A 17,444-nucleotide genomic window follows, 5' to 3' on the forward strand; every position below is an offset into this window, starting at 1 on the left:
CGCCTTTTCTCTCTTTATCGGGAGTTTATCATAAATCGCTTACACAACTTTTGCCAAAGCACCTCAAATGAATCCCCTGGAACTTGGGGCGGCCGCCCGATCACGATGGTGCGCGCCCCCGCTTTCTGTGCTGCACGGAGCTTTTCCCAAAAGCCGCCCGCTTTTCCGGATTCCTTGGTCACCAGAACCTGAATGTCGAGCTGGTGGAGCAAGGCGAGGTTCAGCTCCTCGGAAAAAGGTCCCTGCATACAAATCAGATGCCCCGGCGTCCATCTGAGCGACAACGCCTTCCGCACGGCCTCTTCCGTAGGGAGCATCCGCACAAAGGACCGTTCTGCATAGTCCGGGACTTCCGTAAAAGCCGAAAGCTCTTTTGACCCGGTCGTCAATAAGATATTTCCCGGCAAGTTCTTGAGCGATTGCGCCGCTTCCTGCGCGGTGGAGACATAGAGACAATCTTCCCGCCAGCCATCTTCAGACTCTTCACGCAAAAGGCGCAGATACTCCGTCCCCGTCTCCCGGCAGGCGCCTCGGATATGTTCCGTGGCCAAAGCTGCGTATGGATGCGTGGCGTCCACCACACACTCGACGGGATGTGCCCGCAAAAACGCGATGATTTCCTCCCGGTCCATCCGCCCCTGTAGGATGGAGGCGTGCGCATGTTCTAAAAGCGTCTCGCCGTATGCGGTTGCAACACTGACATAGAAGGAAATCCCATGCGCGGAAAGGCGTTCGGCCAACCGCCTCCCCTCGCTGGTCCCTGCAAACAGCAAAATTTGTGGCGCCATGCTTCTTCCTCCATCAGGTTCGATAGCCGCGCGGCGTCACCAAGCGGCCGTTGAGGATCTTGGTCTGGGAGTTGCCGATGAATACCGTCGTAAACATGTCTGCTCGGTATTCCTGCAATTCCTCCAAGGTCATCAACGCATGGGACTCCCCCGCACGTCCAATCTCCCGCACAACCCCCGCAGGGGTCTCCGCCTGGCGGAACCGCCGGACAATCTCACAGGCCCTGCGGAGATAATCTGCGCGTTTCTTGCTCGACGGGTTGTACAGGCACAGGACAAAATCCGCCTCCGCCGCGCAAGCCAACCGCTTCTCAATCAATGGCCAAGGGGTCAAGAGGTCGCTCAGGCTGATGACGGCAAAGTCGTGGGAAAGAGGCGCTCCCAATAGCGCAGCACCGCTGCACGCGGCCGTCACCCCCGGGACCACCTCGATGTCCAACTGGGGATAGGCCTCCGCCGCCTCCAACGCTGGGCTTGCCATCCCATAAACGCCCGCGTCGCCGCTGCAAACCAAGGATACGGTCCGCCCGGTTAGCGCCTGTTCCACCGCCAACCGGCAGCGCTCCACCTCGCCGCGCATCGAAGTGGTCAAAAACGATTTTTCAGGGAAAAGAGGGCGGACCAGATCGACGTAAGCGGTATACCCCACGATCAACTCGCTGCGCTCCAAGGCAGCCTGCGCACGCTGGGTCATCTGCGTCGCCTCTCCCGGACCGATTCCAACAATATAGAGTCTCATAGCATCCCCTCTTTCCACTAAAATCGAATCACCAGCGGCGCGGCCGCCACTGCGACGGTCACACCCGAAAATACTTGTTTTCCCACGAGAAGCGCTCCGCCGCTCCCCAGTACGGCTGCGCGCTCGCAAACATTGTCCACGCCGACCGTATTTTGCACAAATGCAGACCCCGTAAAGCGGCCTTTTGCCCTCGTTAGCTGCTCCGCCGAGAAAAAATTACAGACAAGGCAATTTGCTTTACAGAACTCCAAAAGCCCGATTTCATCGCATTTTTTGTCGATGGACGCAACATTTTGCACGCTTTCCATGTAAAGGTATTTCCCTTGTAAGGTGGAATCAACCGCTTTTTGTATCTTGATCGGTTCTGTCCCTCTTTTGCAGCCAATTCCAAGCGTCAAAATCCTTGGAAGAAGCCAACAGGTCGTCTGAAACGTCTCTTCATACGTAAGGGATATGCGGATTCCGACTTTACCTTCCTTCGCAGGAACGATTCCTTTTGGAAGCGTCCCCTCCACTGGAAAGTCACTATGGAACCCCACCGGTTCCCCATTGAGCAGCGCGGCGGAAACGGCTTTTGCCGCATTGGGACGCACGACCAGGAATCCCTGATCCGCCGCCCATGTATCCACCGCAAATACATCGTTCCCATCGGTTGCCGTAGTGACAGCCGCCTGTGCTCCAATTGCAGCGGCGATCCGCCGGGCGAGCGCATTGGCTCCCCCCACATGCCCGGATACAAGCGGTATGGCAAACCGTCCGCAGTCGTCCACAGCCACTACCGCCGGATCGGTAAATTTGCTCCTTAAATGCGGTGCAACACTGCGGACTGCAATGCCACAGGCGCTGACAAAGATGAGCGCATCCGCCTGTCCAAAGGAGCGCGCTGTCCAATCTGCAAGCGAATCCAAGGCCGCAACGCCATTTTTCGCGTATTTTTCCGGCGCACTTACGGTACAAATATCCCCTCCGTCGCGGAAAAACTCCGCCAACCGCTGCGCCAACCGGACGCCGCTGGCGGTGAATGCGATACACTCAATCCGCATGGGGCGCGCCTCCGGTTTTCGCTGCGCGGTATCCGTGGGAGAAATCGGGCGCGTAGAGTTTTGAGCGGTCGTACTGCGTTCCAAGGAATCCGCCGACCAAAATCAACGCCGTTTTGGTAATCCCATTTTCCGAAGCCATCTGTGGGAGGTCGTCCACCGTGCCGCGGACCACCTTTTCGTCCGGCCAAGTCGCCTTATAGACAATGGCTGCGGGCGTGTCCTTTGCATATCCGCCCTCCAGGAGCTGCTCCCGCAGGCCTTCCAAATAGGAGGTGCTCAAAAAAACGACCATGGTCGCACCGTGCTTCGCAAAGCTGGCGACCGACTCCTTTTCCGGGACCGGCGTCCGCCCGGCCATCCGCGTGATCACAACGGACTGCGAGACGCCCGGCAGCGTATATTCCGCGTGCAGCGCAGCGGCCGCCCCACAGAATGAGCTGACCCCCGGCACCACTTCATACGGTACACCGGCGGCATCTAAGGCATCCATTTGCTCCCGGATGGCGCCGTACAAGCACGGATCTCCTGTGTGCAGCCGGACCACCTTTTCCCCTGCCCGTTCCGCTGTCAGAAGCACGTCCAGCACCTCTTCCAGGGTCATCCGGGCACTGTCATAGACTTTGCAGCCGGATTTCGTATAGGTCGTGAGGATTTCCGGATTCACCAGGGAACCGGCATAGACCACCGTATCCGCTTCTTCTAGCAGCCGTGCGCCCCGCACCGTAATCAAATCAACGGCGCCGGACCCCGCTCCGACAATATGAATCATTCGATTTCCTCTCCTTTCAGGCGTTGCAACAATCCATCTACCTCTGCGGTTTGCCCCAAAAGGCCAAATGCATTGGAAAACAAGACCGCTCCAACCGTCAGCTGTCCGCGGACGCGGGCGTTTATATGAAAATGTATCTTTTGTATGAGGCTGTCCATCACAGGGGACAGCAACTGTTCTTTTTGCAAGAGTTCAAACGCTTCATCCGTTGTGACGCAGTCCATCAGCTTTCCTGCCAACACTGGGGAAACGCCGCAGAGCGCAGCATGGGCGGTGATAATCTCCATCCGGGCATCCGCGTAACGGGAATGGGTATTCATCACGCCACCGGCCAGCTTGACCAGCTTTCCCGCATGCCCCACCAGCAAAAGCCCCTCAAAGCCGAATTCCACCGCCATGTCCAGCAGCTCCCCAATGTAATTGCTGCACGAGACGGCACGGCAAGGGAGGCGCATCTGTTCCCGCAGAAAGGTTTCTCCGTAATTTCCGGGTACCGCCACAACCGTACGCGCCCCCAAGGTGCGCAACTGCCGGAGCTCCGTCCGGATGGTATCGACCAGCGCGCGTTCGCTCATCGGCTCCACAATCCCGCTAGTCCCCAGGATGGAAATCCCCCCGGTGATCCCCAGCCGGGGATTAAAGGTCTTTTCCGCAAGCCGTTTCCCCTCCGGTACGGAAAGGGTCACCTGCCAACCGCCGGTATACCCATAGGTTTCCCCAACCTCCTGCAAAACGTTGGCGATCATCCGGCGCGGGCCGGGATTGATGGCCGCCTCCCCAACGGCGCAAGCAAGCCCCGGGCGCGTCACCCGGCCAATGCCCTCTCCGCCGGCAATATATACCCCCTTGTCCGCACGGCGCACTTCTGCAAATACCCATACGCCGTCCGTCACATCGGGATCGTCCCCGCTGTCCTTTTGCACCGCGCAGGAAACAGACTCCTCCGAAAGCCGGATATGGCCGACTGGCAATTGCAAAAGAACCCCCTTCGGTGTAGAAAGCGCCACCTGATCGACACGCTCACCGGAAAGCAGCATCTGCGCGGCGGCCTTTGCCGCTGCCGCTGCACAGCTGCCGGTGGTATAACCACACCGCAGGCGCTTCTGGTCCCGGTAAACATATTCCTCCAGCTTCATGGGCGGTCCTCCTGCGAATAAAAAACGCCATTCAGTCACTCGCATGACCGAATGGCGTGAATGGCGGAAATCATGGGCGCAGTCCTTCTGCTCCCACTGTGGTTCCTTCAGCCACGCGCACTCCAGTACCGTGGAGTCGCATGAAGCATATAGGCAGGTATTCTGGCTCATACATCTCTGCAACACTCCACCTTCCCGGTTTCCCAGTGGTTTTTGGAGCTCGCTCCGTATTCACAGCAACGGACTTGCGCGGGAATCACACCCGCTTCCCTTTTCAGCCCCTTTCCTGGAAAGGAGCACCTATATCCTGTGCCCTATTTTAAACGGATTTCTATATTTTGTCAACCGGCCGGTCCAGATGCACATCCAATTGTGGAAATGGAATGTGAATTCCCTCGCGGTCAAATGCCAGTTTCACATCCTCCTGCATCTGATAGTAAAGCGTCCAGTAATCGTCCGTTTTGCACCAAACGCGCACCAGCATTTGGATACAACTGTCCTTATGTTCCTCCACGGCGATCAATGGCTCTGGATCCCGCTCGACCAAAGGATTCTTATCCGTCAGTTCTTGAAGCACCTCTTTTACTTTTGAAAGATCGTCTTCGTATCCCACCGAATAGCGCAAATCCAACCGCCGTGTTTTCATCGCCGTATAATTTATAATTGTACTGACGGTAATGGTCGAATTCGGGATAACGATCTCCTTGTTGTCAAAGGTCCGAAGGGTTGTGAACATCATCTCAATGCGCTCCACTGTGCCTTCTACATTGTCTACCAAGAGGTAATCCCCCACTGCAAAGGGCTTTGTAAAAACGATCTGTGCACCGCTGGCGATGTTGGTCATATTTTCCTTTAACGCTAAGCCAACGGTCACTCCTGCCGCACCAATCGCCGTGATCATTGGCCCGACGGGAACCCCCAACTGCGACAGGGCCATAATGCTGATGATAATCTTCGCCGCTGCATTCGCCAGGGAACACAAGAATGTAACGATCCCAGTCTCTGTGCGGGCTCGTGTCATCGTGCGCTTGATTAAGCGCACTACCACGTTGCTCAGCCACCATCCGCCGGCAAAGATTAGCGCGGCGCCAATTACATTGGGCAACATATCTAAGAGCCATGTTAAAAACTTTTGCCAAACATCTTCAAATGACATTTCGATCGCATCCCTTTCGAAAAGATTTGCCACACTCGCTTTAACAATTCCTATTATATTAAACAAAGTCTTGCAAAAAATTTCGCACAAGAATTTATATGTTTTGTATATATTTTTTAAACTATATTGCGTTTTTTACAAATAAATGGTATGGTATAGATAAATCCACAGCGATTCGTGTTTGCAAAATTTCCAGGGCATCAGCTTTTTGCATCAAAACGCCAATTTGCGGATGGCTGCGGCTTGAAAATTCATTCCAGCAATTGGAGAATGGAGGAATCGTATGGAAAGCAGAGCGATCAAAATTAAATCCCCTAAGAACAGCAAAATCTCGATCAAAGTGATCCCGGGTCATTTTGCCACCAATCACTCGCATATCAACTATTATATTGATATGACCAGTATCAAGCACCGCCATGCAATGGCTTATGAAGCGGCAGCGACCATGGCGATGAAGTACGAAAACAACACCATGGTAGACACAATCGTATGTATGGATGGCTGTGAGGTTATCGCCGCTTTCTTAGCGCGCTATCTTTCTAAATCTGGCATCATGTCCATGAACGATAAGAGCGACATCTGCATCATCACCCCGGAATTCAATACCAACGGGCAGATGATTTTCCGCGACAATATCCAGCCGATGGTCTGGCAAAAGAACATTCTCCTCCTGGTGGCTTCCGCAACCACCGGCAAAACCATCAACCGATCCCTGGAATGCATCAAATACTATGGAGGCAATGTGATCGGAATCTCCGCCATTTTCAGCGCAATCACCGAAATGGGCGGTGTGCATGTCGATACCATCTTTACTCCCGAAGATATTCCAAACTACCAAACCTATGCTTTTAAAGATTGTCCGGACTGCCAGCAGAAGCGCAAGATCGACGCCATTGTAAACAGTTACGGGTATTCAAAAATTTGACCGGCCTTGGTTTGGCGCTACTTTAAAAAAAAAGGGGCACCAAGCCGTTTGGACTATAAAAAACCGCTGCCATGCAAAAAGCACTGGCAGCGGTTTTTTATTGACAGGATCGAATAACAGCCACCGCGTCCTCGATATATCGGGACATCGGCTTTTCTACAACACCGGCCACATGCACATGGCACTGCTCCACGGGGATCAACACCTTTTGCGCAGGGCTTTCAGAAACTGCCGACGCCATTGCCGGGGTAATTTCACCCCACAGGGAATTTGCCACCATCATCCCGATTGGGCCGGCAACTACATCCGCATGTTTCACATTACAAATCACGGCGTTTTCGCCCGTCGCGCCGACATTTGCCCCCGCCTTAAGCATAGCCGACGTTGCAAGGGAATTGGTGCCGACGGCAACAATCTGCACGTCTGGCAATTCGGAACGAATGCGCTCTACGAGGCTTCTCCCTATGCCGCCTCCCTGTCCGTCGATTACGACAATCCGCATATCGCTTCTCCCTTCCCGCCGTTATTTATGATAGAGCTTTTTGGTCTGGTACTTCGGTTCGCAGGTCAGATTGACGCCCAATTTGCGGAAGGTGGTCTCATCCACCGGGGAAAGGATCACCGAAGAGTGGGCTTCGCATCCGCGCAATTTCGGCAACTGGCGGAGCGCCAACTCTGCGGTTGGATTGGTAGCAGCACAGATGGAAAGAGCGATTAAGATTTCATCTGTATGGAGACGTGGGTTCAGGTTCCCCAAATGCCTCGTTTTTAAATTCTGGATGGGTTCAATGACAATCGGAGAAATCAGCGGCATGGTATGGCTGATCCCCCCCAGATGCTTGAGTGCGTTCAGCAGCACCGCAGCGGAGGCCCCCAAGAGCGAAGAGGTCTTCCCTGTGATGATTTTACCATCCCCCAATTCAATGGCCGCAGCAGGCATGCCGGTCTCTTCTGCACGTTCCAAGGCGGGGCGCACCACATGGCGGTCCTCCACCGTAACGCCCGCCTGGTTCATCACAAGTTCCAGTTTATATACAACGTCTTCCGCAATGCGCCCCTGCCGCTGCTCGCACATCGCGTGGTAATACCGGCGGACAATCTCCTGTTTGGATGCCTCCCGGCAAACCTCATCGTCAATGATGCAATTTCCCGCCATATTGACGCCCATATCCGTCGGCGACTTATAGGGGCTGCTTCCGGTGATCTTTTCCAGAATGGCATTCAAAACCGGGAACACCTCCACATCGCGGTTGTAATTGACCGTGGTCTCCCCATAAGCCTCCAAATGGAACGGATCGATCATGTTGACGTCATTGAGATCGGCCGTCGCCGCCTCATACGCCAGATTGACCGGATGCTTCAGCGGCAGATTCCAAATCGGGAACGTCTCGAATTTGGCATATCCCGCTTTGATGCCATGCTTGTATTCATGGTAGAGCTGTGAAAGGCAGGTCGCCATTTTTCCGCTGCCCGGCCCAGGAGCCGTCACCACCACCAGCGGACGCGAGGTTTCCACATACTGATTCTTGCCAAAGCCTTCGTCGCTGACGATATGGGGGATATTGGACGGATACCCCTCAATCGGATAGTGCAGATATACCTTTACGCCCAACTGCTCCAAGTGGTTTTTAAAGGCATCCGCTACGGGTTGCCCTGCATACTGGGCAATTACTACACTTCCCACATAGAGGCCGATGTCCCGGAACGCATCGATCAGACGCAGAACATCCGCATCGTAGGTGATGCCGATGTCCCCACGCATTTTACTTTTCTCGATGTCCGTCGCATTGATGACAATCACGATTTCCACTTGATCGGAAAGATGCAGAAGCATCTTCATCTTGCTGTCCGGCTGGAATCCCGGCAACACGCGCGAAGCGTGAAAATCGTCGAACAGTTTCCCGCCCATCTCTAAGTACAGCTTGTTGTCAAACATGGAAATGCGCTCGGAAATATGCTTCGATTGTGTCTCCAAATATTTGTCGTTATCAAACCCTACTGCTTTCATGTTCTACCTCTCTCATCATTTCCCTTTAAGACCTCAATAATACTCATATTATAGTAAAAGCACGGAGAGAATGCAACTTCCTGCAAAAAGATTCTCAAATTTTAGTGCTCCCAAAAGGCAGCCACGGCCTGTTCCAATTCGGGAGCCGAACGCACCGTCTGAAAATGCTGCCAATGTGTGGGGAACAAGTTTCGGTAGGATGCGGTGGAAAAGCGGCTGTCGATCAGCAGGACCACTCCGCGGTCCTGCTCGCCGCGGATCACACGCCCTGCCGCTTGCAAAACCTTGTTCATCCCTGGATATTGATAGGCAAAGGCAAACCCTTCCCCGTTTGTCCGGTCATAGTAAGCGCGCAGGATCTCCTGCTCTGCGTTCACCTGCGGCAGTCCAACGCCGACGATCGCCGTGCCGATCAACCGCTCCCCGCGCAGATCGATCCCCTCTGCATAAATGCCGCCCAATACGCAAAACCCCAGCAAGGTCCCTTCCGGCTCCACATCAAAACGGTTGAGGAATTCCATCCGTGCTTCTTCGTCCATACCAGCGGTCTGCAAAAGGGTTTGCACCTCTGGGTAACGCTCCCGGAAAACACGGTACACTTCGTTCATATAGGAGTAGGACGGGAAATAGGCCAAATAATTTCCCTGCCTCCCCTGTAACATGGCATAAAGCAATTCCGCGACAGGATGGAGGCTGCGCGCCCGATCCCGATATTTGGTGCTGACCCGGTCGTCGATAAAGAGCCCCAGGTGGGCCGGATCGAACGGGGAGGGCAGCACATATTTCTTTGTGGTGTCATCCCCGCCGAGCACCGAAGTAAAATAGTCCAACGGGGAAAGTGTGGCAGAAAAGAAAATGGACGCACGGCCGCGCTGCATCGCCTTGTCCAGCAAGGGCGACGGATCCAGACAGAGGAGCTTCACTGTTACATCGCTCCCGCTGACCGTCACGTAGGTGACAAAGTGATCGTCGTAGAGCTCCGCAATCCGCAGAAAAAACAATGCGTCAAAATAGAGCTGCAACAGGAGCGGATCGGTCCGGGAATGGCGGTGCTCCTCCGCCCACTCCTCCCAGCAAGAAATAAAGCGGTTCAGAGCGGTCAGGAGTTCTTTGGGCGCTTCTTCCTGCGTAAGCGTTCGGGATTCCCCGCACGCCTTGCGCAGAGTAAGCATCTCGGTGTTCACGGCGCCCAGTGCACGGAAAAGCTTGCGCTCTTCCTTTCCAACGAGCCTCCTTGCCTGCAACACGGTGGATTTGTGCAGCGCCGCCGAATACATGTCGCGGGAGCGGTCGACCAGGTTGTGCGCCTCATCCACCAAAAAGACATACTCGCCTGGGCTTTCCCCAAAAAAGCGCTTCAGATACACCACCGGGTCGAACAGATAATTGTAGTCACCGATGATGGCGTCGCACCAAAGGGCGGCGTCCAAAGAGAGTTCAAACGGGCACACTCGATGTTTTTGCGCGCAGGCCTCCACCGCTTCCCGGGTCACCGCCTCGCAATCGTGGACCAGCTCATACAGTGCTTGGTTGGCGCGGTCATAGTAGCCGTTCGCATAGGGGCAGGCTTCCGGGTTGCAATCCCTCTGTTCCAAAAAGCAGATTTTGTCCTTGGCGGTCAGCGTGATGGTCTTGAGCCGCAAGCCCTGATCCCGCATCTGGGCAAACGCATCCTCTGCCGCCCTGCGCGTGACCGTCTTAGCGGTCAGATAGAAAATGCGCTCTGCTTTCCCCTCGCCCATCGCTTTGACGGCTGGGAACAAGGTTGAAACTGTCTTCCCAATGCCGGTCGGAGCCTGACAGAACAGCCGGCCTTTTGCCGCAATGGTTCGATAGACCGCCACCGCCATTTGCCTCTGCCCGGCGCGGTATGTAGCAAAGGGAAACGCCAACGCCCGGATGGACTGGTCGCGCACCGATGTCCAATCCCGTTGGATGGCCGCCCATTTCTCATATTGATCGAGAAGATCCAGATAAAACGCTTCCAGTTCTTCAGCAGTATACACCCGCTGGAAGCGCCGGATCTCCTCTGTGTCCACCTGAAAATAGGTGAGCTGTACGGAGATCCGCTCCAGATTCTCTTGCAGGCAATAAAAATAGGCGTAGCACATCGCCTGTCCCCAATGCGCCCGGTTGAAATCCTCTGTAATCATCGTGAGCGGGGCTCCAGTCGTCTTGATCTCGTCGACCGTCACCCCAACGGCATCCGTAATCACGCCGTCGGCCCTTCCCTCCACCCGATAGAGAAATCCATGGCGCTCCGTCTGCTGGGAAAGGAACACCTCTGCGCGGTACGACGGTCCTCCCGCCTTTTGCAGGCGGCGATGAATGCGCGCTCCCTCGCTGGCCCGGTCTATACCGCCGAACCGGTTGTCCAAGCTGCCGCTCTGCAACAAAAACTCCGCCAGCTTTTTGACCGAGATGCGAATCTCATAGGCCATCGGTCTCCCTCCTTCGTCCGCTGTACCAAAGCACAAGGCTGGCGCCGTTGGGACGGGCCAGCCTAAGACAAATTCAAAATATTTTTGTCAAAAATAGTTACAACAGGCGTGTATCGTTGATAATCAGCTCAAATTGCAGGTTCAAAAACTGCGCCGCCTGCCGGCAAAGCACCATGCGGGTCAAAAAGATCTCGAAGTATTCCATCACCGGGCAAATCGTGGTATCAATCACAATATTCAATACGGCGGTGCGGTTTTCCGGGTCAATTTCCATCGCAGAGCGTTCCACCGCATAATTGACGCGGTCGTGGATGTCCGCAGCCACGGTCCCTTTATCGCGCACGCGTGAACGCCGCACATCGCTTTTGTCGGAGAGGATCAACGCCGCCGCGATGGGGTTCACTGCCGCGGCGGTTCCTTCGTCGTGGTTGCCGATCGCCGCCACCACCAAGGCGATCTCCGCTGGGTCCATTTGCAGTTTGTTCAGGATGGTAAATGCCATCAACGCGCCGCTCTGCGCATGGTCGGAGCGGTTTACTACGTTGCCAATATCGTGCATATAGCCGGCAATCGCCGCCAGCTCGCAGGTTCTTGCATCATATCCTAAGCTTTGCAATATCTGCCTGGCAACATCCGAACTGCGTTTTGCATGGGCTAGGCCGTGCTCTGTAAAGCCAATAACGCCAAGGTTATCATTTCCATTTTTGATATATGCGTTGACCTCTTCGCTTTTCCAAATCTCTTCAAAGGTCACTGTCCGATATGTTTCCATAAATGGCCTCCCCTGGACTCAATCATCCACCGCCATATGATACATTGCTTCCAGACAGATCTGTGCGTGGAGCATGAACCGGTCGATGTCAATATTTTCATTCGTATTGTGCAAGCGGCGGTCCGGCTCATCCGGGAAGAATGGCCCAAAAGCAACCCCTTTTCCGCCCAGTTCACGCGCGTAGGTCCCTCCACCGGTGGAATAGAGCGGCGCGGGTTCGCCTATGAATGCCTTATAAGCGTTCTGCAAAAGGGCGATAAACGGACGGTCGGCAGGCAGGAACAGCGGCTTCATATGGCCGCCCTCCTCGGAAAACACATCCTCTGCCCGCGCGGTCTTCTGAATCGTTTCGATGATTGCAGACCCGTCCGACGTCACAGGATAGCGGATGTCGATGGCGGCCGTACACAGGGATGCATCCGCGTGTACCAGCCCCAAGTTCAGCGTCAACGGGCCGGACTCGTCGTCCTGTTGCCTAATTCCCATAGAGGCTCCGTCCAGCTCCACGCCAATATGTTTTTGGAGGAAGGCCGGAAGCGTGCCCATTTGTTCCTCCGTGAACACTTCAAAAAGCAACGCCAATAGATGGGAAGCCGCGTTAAAGCCCTCCTGCGGCTGCATCGCATGAGACGCCGTCCCCTCCGAGGTAATGCGTGCGCCCTCGTCCGTCTCTTCCAAAGTAAAACGCCCTTCCATAGAAACCATCGCCGTGCGCAAACGTTCCCGTTCATCTCTGGTACAGGCCAACTCCGCACAGGCGCCGGCCGGCACCGCATTGACCACAGTCCCTGCGGTAAAGCTTTTCAACACCGTAGAATCGTTCGGCGCAGAGAAATTCATGCGCAGGATACCCTTCTCCCGGTTGCACACGCCGTACTCTGAGTCCGGTGTAAAGCCCATCACCGGCATGGGTTCCTTTTCAAAGTAGCGCTCCAGATCGTCGCTTCCCGTCTCCTCGCCAGCGCCGAAAATCGTACGGATGCGGCGCTTTGTCGGAACCTGCTCGTCCTGCAAAACCTTCAGGCAATACAGCGATACGATGGCCGCCCCTTTGTCGTCCGCCACGCCGCGGCCAAAATATTGGTTGCCAATTTTGGTCATAACGAATGGGTCGGTCTCCCAACCGTCCCCCGCCGGGACAACGTCTACATGGGAAAGCACAGCTGCAATCTCCTCACCCTGGCCGTACTCCGCGTGGCCGGCATAATTTCCGACATTTTGCGTGGAGAATCCGAGCTTCTCCGCAATCTCCAAAATGCATTGCAAAGCTTGTGCTGGCGCGGTCCCAAAGGGCTTCCCCGGTTCCGCTTCCCCTCGCACGGAAGGGATTGCAATCAGCTTGGCCAAGTCCGCAAAGATTTGATCCTGATACTTTAAAATTTTATTTCCGAAATACAATTTTGTTCTCTTCCTTTCAACTGTATTTGAGGTTATCCTACCAATTGTACTGGAACAAAACGCTGGACAGCCTCCCTCTTAAACAGAAAACACGTTACCATTTTCTGCATATGGTTCATTCTTTTCCTAGGCATCCAGACGGCGGCAACCTTTTCCAACATTGGCTTCCGCTTATGCCGTGAGGTTATTATACCACAAATCTTTCCCAATAAAATAGGAGAAAAACGACTTTCCTACCAGCATTTGTTAAAAGAAATTTAGAAGTATCCCATCTTGCAAAGAAACTGGGAATCCTATATTGCTGAGAAGGCAAAGATTTGCTATAATAAAGTATAAAACATCGATGAGATTTTCAAATTTCCCGTGCAAGACGCTGGAACCGATTCTCACTACTATGGAGCATAAAATTCCATGCATTTCCACATCGAATTGTAATTTCATCCGTTTGAAAAATAAGTAGGTGGTGTACAGATGAACAAAAAGAAGGGCGGAAAAATTGCTGCTGTGATCGACATTGGGTCCAATCTGTTGAAAATGCGGATCTGCCAGCTCCGTAAAGGGGAGATCGTCACCCTTGACCGCCTGCAATATCCACTTAATCTTGGACATGAGGTCTTTACTGGAGGAAAAATCAGTTTTGAAAGCCTGCGGGAGCTGTCCAGCATTTTGCATGGATACAGCGATATCATGGCGGAATATGGTGTAGACCAATATAAAGTGGTCGCTACCACTGCCCTGCGGGAAGCCAAAAATAGGGCCTACGTTTTGGATCAGCTCAAAATTCAAAACGACATGACTGTGGAAGTCTTAGAAGATAGCCAGGAAAAAACACTGATCTATTCGGAGATCCTTGCTGGCCTGCAAACGATGGCTCCTCAGAAAATGGGCAACGCATTGATCTCCTATATCGGTGCGGGTACAATCGGCCTATCTGTATTCGACGGGCAAAATATGGTCTTTTCCCAGAACGTCCCTATGGGCGCGTTAAAACTTCATGATATGCTAGGAAGCATTCAGGAAGAAACCGATTCCTTCTATGTTGTTGTAAAAGAATACTTAGATTCCATCATCGGCCGCATCCGTCTTCCCCAGCCGGAAGGCGGCTTTGAAAGTCTTGTCCTCACAGGAAACGAGATTGAGCTGATCGCTAAGATCTGTGGAATTGAACCGGAAAATGGCCGCTATATCATCAAAGCCAAACAGATCAAAAGCCTCTTCAAGGAGATCCGTTCCCTTTCCAAGGAAAAGATCAGCGACCGCTTCGGTATCGAAGAGGAGGTTGCAGAGCTTCTCTATTCCGCTTTGGCCATCTATGTGCGTTTGATGCAGTTTGTCAAAGCGGATCATATCATCGCGCCTAAGGTAGACCTCTGGTTCGCGTTGATGAAGCAGATGCTGATCCCCAAAAGCGCTAATGAGTATGCAGAACATGTGCGCGTTAACGCGCTCTCCTGTGCGCGGGCTATGGCGCGTGTCTATAATGTCAACGAACATCATACAGAAAACATCCGTAAATTTGCGTGCAAAATCTTTGATAAAATGAAAGGCATGCACGGCTTGGACCGGCGCAAGCGCCTGCTCTTGGAGCTCGCCTCCATCATGCACGACTGCGGCCATTATGTCAACGCAAAGGAGCATCTTTCCAGTTCCTTTGACCTTTTAAAAAACATCGACCTCTATGGCATGACCGCCGAAGAAATGTTGATTATCGCCTATATCGCACGGTATAACGAATACGATGTCCCCAATTACGATGGCTTGGAGTTTATCCGCATCCGGGAACCAATCCGGTTGGTCATCTCCAAATTGGTGGCGATCTTCCGCCTGGCCAATGCGCTTGACAAAGCGCATAAGCAGAAATTGGACGATATTAAGGTCCGGCTGGACAAGAACCGCCTGTTGATTACAGGGGAAAGCAATGAAAACCTCTACTTGGAAAAATGGGCTTTCGAACAGACAGCCCCCTTCTTTAAAGAGGTGTTCGGAATCAATCCGGAATTGACCATCAAATCGACCATGATTTGAGCGGTTCCCCCCGTCGTTTACCGAGGGGTAAATACTATTAAAAAGGCTGCGTGGTTATATGATTGAAAAAAATGAAAAAATGGAAAAGCAGCAGCTTCCCTTTATCAACCGGGAACTGAGCTGGATGGATTTTAACGCCCGTGTCCTGGAAGAAGCCTTTGAAAAGGAAAATCCCGTCATGGAGCGCATCCGGTTTTTGTCGATCACTGCTTCGAACCTTGACGAGTTTTTCATGGTGCGTGTCGCTGGGGTAAAAGAACAGGTGGAATCCGGTTACAACCGTGCGGACTTCTCCGGCCTCACCCCTGCGAAGTTGCTTCCCCAATTGAATACGAAGATTTATGGATTTACAGAGCGCCAGTACTCCTGTTTACACCGTTCCATTGTCCCTGCTCTGAAAAAGAACGGCATTATGTTTGTTACGCCGGATCAAATGAGTGAAAAACAGACGGCGTTCATTTCCGACTATTTTGATAAGATCCTCTTCCCTGTGCTCACTCCTTTGGCGGTGGACCGCAGCCGTCCGTTCCCGTTCCTGGCGAACAAAAGCCTGAATTTAGCGGTTCGTTTGAAAAGCAAAAAATCCGAGGAATCCTATTTTGCGGTCGTGCAGGTTCCGGGTATTCTTTCCAGGTTTTTAGAAGTCCCCAGTGAAGAGGGGCGCGTGTTTGTCCTGTTGGAGGATGTGATTACCTATAAGCTGGAATCGCTGTTTGAGTTCAATGAGATTCAAGCGAGCTGCCCGTTCCGCATCACCCGCGATTCCGATTTGGAGATCGATGAAGAGGCGGACGACCTGCTCAGTGAGATTGTAAAATCCATCAAGCGGCGCAAACGCGGTAAGCCTGTCCGCCTGGAATTGCTCCAGCGCTGCGATAAGGAGACAAAAGAGTTCCTGATCGAAATGCTGGAGATCCATAAGAGCGAAATCTACGAAGTCCCTGGTCCGCTGGATCTGACCTTCCTCTCGAAATTTGCCAATCTCTCCGGTTGTGAGCATCTTTGCTTCAAGCCCATCAAGCCGGTCTACCCGCCCGCAGCGTTCTGGGGCTACAGCGATATGTTCGAAGCGATCCGGGATAAGGACCGCATGGTCCATCACCCGTATGAGAGCTTCGAATGCGTGGTGGATTTTGTACGGCAGGCAGCCGAGGACGAAAATGTGCTGGCCATCAAGCAGACCTTATACCGTGTGAGCGGGCATTCCCCGATTGTCGCCGCCTTGATCCGCGCTGCTGAAAATGGGAAGCAGGTCACGGTTTTGGTGGAATTGAAGGCCCGTTTTGATGAGGAAAACAATATCCTCTGGGCAAAGAAGCTGGAAAAAGCCGGGTGCCATGTCATCTACGGCTTGGCAGGCCTGAAGACGCACTGCAAGATTCTCCTGGTCGTGCGCCGGGACGAGGACGGCATCCGCCGGTATCTCCACATGGCGACCGGCAATTACAACGATTCGACCGCCAAAATCTATACCGACATCGGCGTCTTTACCTGCAAAGAGCCATTCGGCAGGGATGCCTCTTCCCTGTTTAATGTATTGACCGGCTACTCTTTGCCCCCGGATTACAACAAATTCGCAGTCGCCCCCCACGGCCTGCGGGAATTCTTTGTTCGAATGATTCAAAAGGAAATCGCCAATGCGCAGGCTGGCCTGCCCTGTGGCATCACAGCCAAGGTCAACTCCCTAGTCGATCCAGAGATTATCGAGTTGCTTTATCAGGCTTCGCAAGCCAATGTTCCGATCCGCTTGATTGTTCGCGGTATCTGCTGTTTGGTGCCAGGGCTTCCGGGTGTCAGCGAGAATATTACGGTAATCAGTATTGTGGGCCAGCTCTTAGAGCACAGCCGTATTTTCAAATTTGAAAACGCCGGGAACCCCAAAATTTATATGGGCAGCGCAGACTGGATGCCCCGCAACCTGGACCGGCGTGTGGAACTGGTATTCCCCATCGAAGATGAGGATCTGAAAGAACGTGCTTTTGGCATTTTGGAAACGATGTGGAATGACAATATAAATGCACGTATGCTCCGCTCCGACACCACATATGAGCATATCGACCGGCGCGGAAAGGCCCCACACAATAGCCAGGTAGAATTTTCAATTATGGCACAAAAGGCTGTGAAAGCCTTGCAGGTACCGGATGCCTCTCAGCCATATAAACCGATTCGCAGTACTGCAGAATAATACGCTTTATGCGATTCGAAGGATAAACCCGGAGGTTTTCCGTGTCTCTTCTTGGAAAA

At 53.3% G+C, this 17,444-nt stretch carries 14 protein-coding genes and 1 riboswitch; of the genes, 3 read left to right on the forward strand and 11 right to left on the reverse strand.

Going from position 1 to position 17,444, the window contains the following annotated elements; all coding sequences use genetic code 11:
• Window positions 1-14: 14 nt before the first annotated feature.
• From cobK to I2E77_RS11540, 6 genes are all read right to left on the reverse strand, one after another.
• Window positions 15-788, reverse strand: a complete 774-nt coding sequence (cobK, locus tag I2E77_RS11515; RefSeq protein WP_195451271.1) for a precorrin-6A reductase — start codon at window positions 786-788, stop codon at window positions 15-17.
• A 13-nt stretch (window positions 789-801) separates the two neighbouring features.
• Window positions 802-1,527 carry a precorrin-3B C(17)-methyltransferase gene (gene cobJ, locus I2E77_RS11520; protein WP_191395332.1) on the reverse strand — a complete coding sequence of 242 codons (726 nt, stop codon included), beginning with the start codon at window positions 1,525-1,527 and terminating at the stop codon, window positions 802-804.
• A 17-nt stretch (window positions 1,528-1,544) separates the two neighbouring features.
• Complete coding sequence (locus I2E77_RS11525) at window positions 1,545-2,570, reverse strand: cobalt-precorrin 5A hydrolase (RefSeq protein ID WP_195451272.1); 1,026 nt, start codon at window positions 2,568-2,570, stop codon at window positions 1,545-1,547.
• A complete protein-coding gene (cobM, locus tag I2E77_RS11530; RefSeq protein ID WP_195451273.1) occupies window positions 2,560-3,339 on the reverse strand; it encodes a precorrin-4 C(11)-methyltransferase in 780 nt (259 codons plus the stop codon). Before cobM ends, I2E77_RS11525 begins: the two co-directional genes overlap by 11 nt.
• Complete coding sequence (gene cbiD, locus I2E77_RS11535; protein WP_195451274.1) at window positions 3,336-4,475, reverse strand: cobalt-precorrin-5B (C(1))-methyltransferase CbiD; 1,140 nt, start codon at window positions 4,473-4,475, stop codon at window positions 3,336-3,338. Before cbiD ends, cobM begins: the two co-directional genes overlap by 4 nt.
• Window positions 4,476-4,610: 135 nt before the next feature.
• Window positions 4,611-4,794, reverse strand: a riboswitch (cobalamin riboswitch).
• A 12-nt stretch (window positions 4,795-4,806) separates the two neighbouring features.
• Window positions 4,807-5,631 carry a mechanosensitive ion channel family protein gene (locus tag I2E77_RS11540; RefSeq protein ID WP_087234859.1) on the reverse strand — a complete coding sequence of 275 codons (825 nt, stop codon included), beginning with the start codon at window positions 5,629-5,631 and terminating at the stop codon, window positions 4,807-4,809.
• A gap of 283 nt (window positions 5,632-5,914) precedes the next feature.
• Here I2E77_RS11540 and I2E77_RS11545 point away from each other — a divergent pair, with 283 nt between their 5' ends.
• Window positions 5,915-6,556: a phosphoribosyltransferase gene (locus I2E77_RS11545; RefSeq protein WP_087234860.1), complete on the forward strand. Its 642-nt coding sequence runs from the start codon at window positions 5,915-5,917 to the stop codon at window positions 6,554-6,556.
• A 97-nt stretch (window positions 6,557-6,653) separates the two neighbouring features.
• On the opposite strand, the gene I2E77_RS11550 is transcribed toward I2E77_RS11545, so the two are convergent.
• The 5 genes from I2E77_RS11550 to I2E77_RS11570 all read right to left on the reverse strand — a co-directional run bounded on the left by I2E77_RS11550 (window position 6,654) and on the right by I2E77_RS11570 (window position 13,175).
• Window positions 6,654-7,058 (reverse strand): DUF3842 family protein, encoded by a 405-nt coding sequence (locus tag I2E77_RS11550; RefSeq protein ID WP_087234861.1) that lies wholly within the window; start codon window positions 7,056-7,058, stop codon window positions 6,654-6,656.
• Between the two features lie 21 nt (window positions 7,059-7,079).
• Complete coding sequence (locus tag I2E77_RS11555) at window positions 7,080-8,564, reverse strand: DUF1846 domain-containing protein (protein WP_087234862.1); 1,485 nt, start codon at window positions 8,562-8,564, stop codon at window positions 7,080-7,082.
• 101 nt (window positions 8,565-8,665) lie between these two features.
• Window positions 8,666-11,005 (reverse strand): ATP-dependent DNA helicase, encoded by a 2,340-nt coding sequence (locus I2E77_RS11560; RefSeq protein ID WP_191448664.1) that lies wholly within the window; start codon window positions 11,003-11,005, stop codon window positions 8,666-8,668.
• Window positions 11,006-11,102: 97 nt separating this feature from the next.
• Window positions 11,103-11,777 (reverse strand): HD domain-containing protein, encoded by a 675-nt coding sequence (locus I2E77_RS11565; RefSeq protein ID WP_087234864.1) that lies wholly within the window; start codon window positions 11,775-11,777, stop codon window positions 11,103-11,105.
• Window positions 11,778-11,795: 18 nt separating this feature from the next.
• Window positions 11,796-13,175 carry a Sapep family Mn(2+)-dependent dipeptidase gene (locus I2E77_RS11570; RefSeq protein ID WP_172749750.1) on the reverse strand — a complete coding sequence of 460 codons (1,380 nt, stop codon included), beginning with the start codon at window positions 13,173-13,175 and terminating at the stop codon, window positions 11,796-11,798.
• Window positions 13,176-13,646: 471 nt separating this feature from the next.
• On the opposite strand from I2E77_RS11570, the gene I2E77_RS11575 reads away from it, so the two are divergent.
• On the forward strand, window positions 13,647-15,200 hold the full coding sequence (locus tag I2E77_RS11575) for a Ppx/GppA phosphatase family protein (RefSeq protein ID WP_087234866.1): 1,554 nt from the start codon (window positions 13,647-13,649) through the stop codon (window positions 15,198-15,200).
• A gap of 58 nt (window positions 15,201-15,258) precedes the next feature.
• Window positions 15,259-17,385 (forward strand): RNA degradosome polyphosphate kinase, encoded by a 2,127-nt coding sequence (locus I2E77_RS11580; protein ID WP_195451275.1) that lies wholly within the window; start codon window positions 15,259-15,261, stop codon window positions 17,383-17,385.
• Window positions 17,386-17,444 lie beyond the last annotated feature (59 nt).

The sequence above is a fragment of the Anaeromassilibacillus sp. 1001302B_160321_C8 genome (assembly GCF_015554745.1).
Classification (GTDB): domain Bacteria; phylum Bacillota; class Clostridia; order Oscillospirales; family Acutalibacteraceae; genus Anaeromassilibacillus; species Anaeromassilibacillus stercoravium.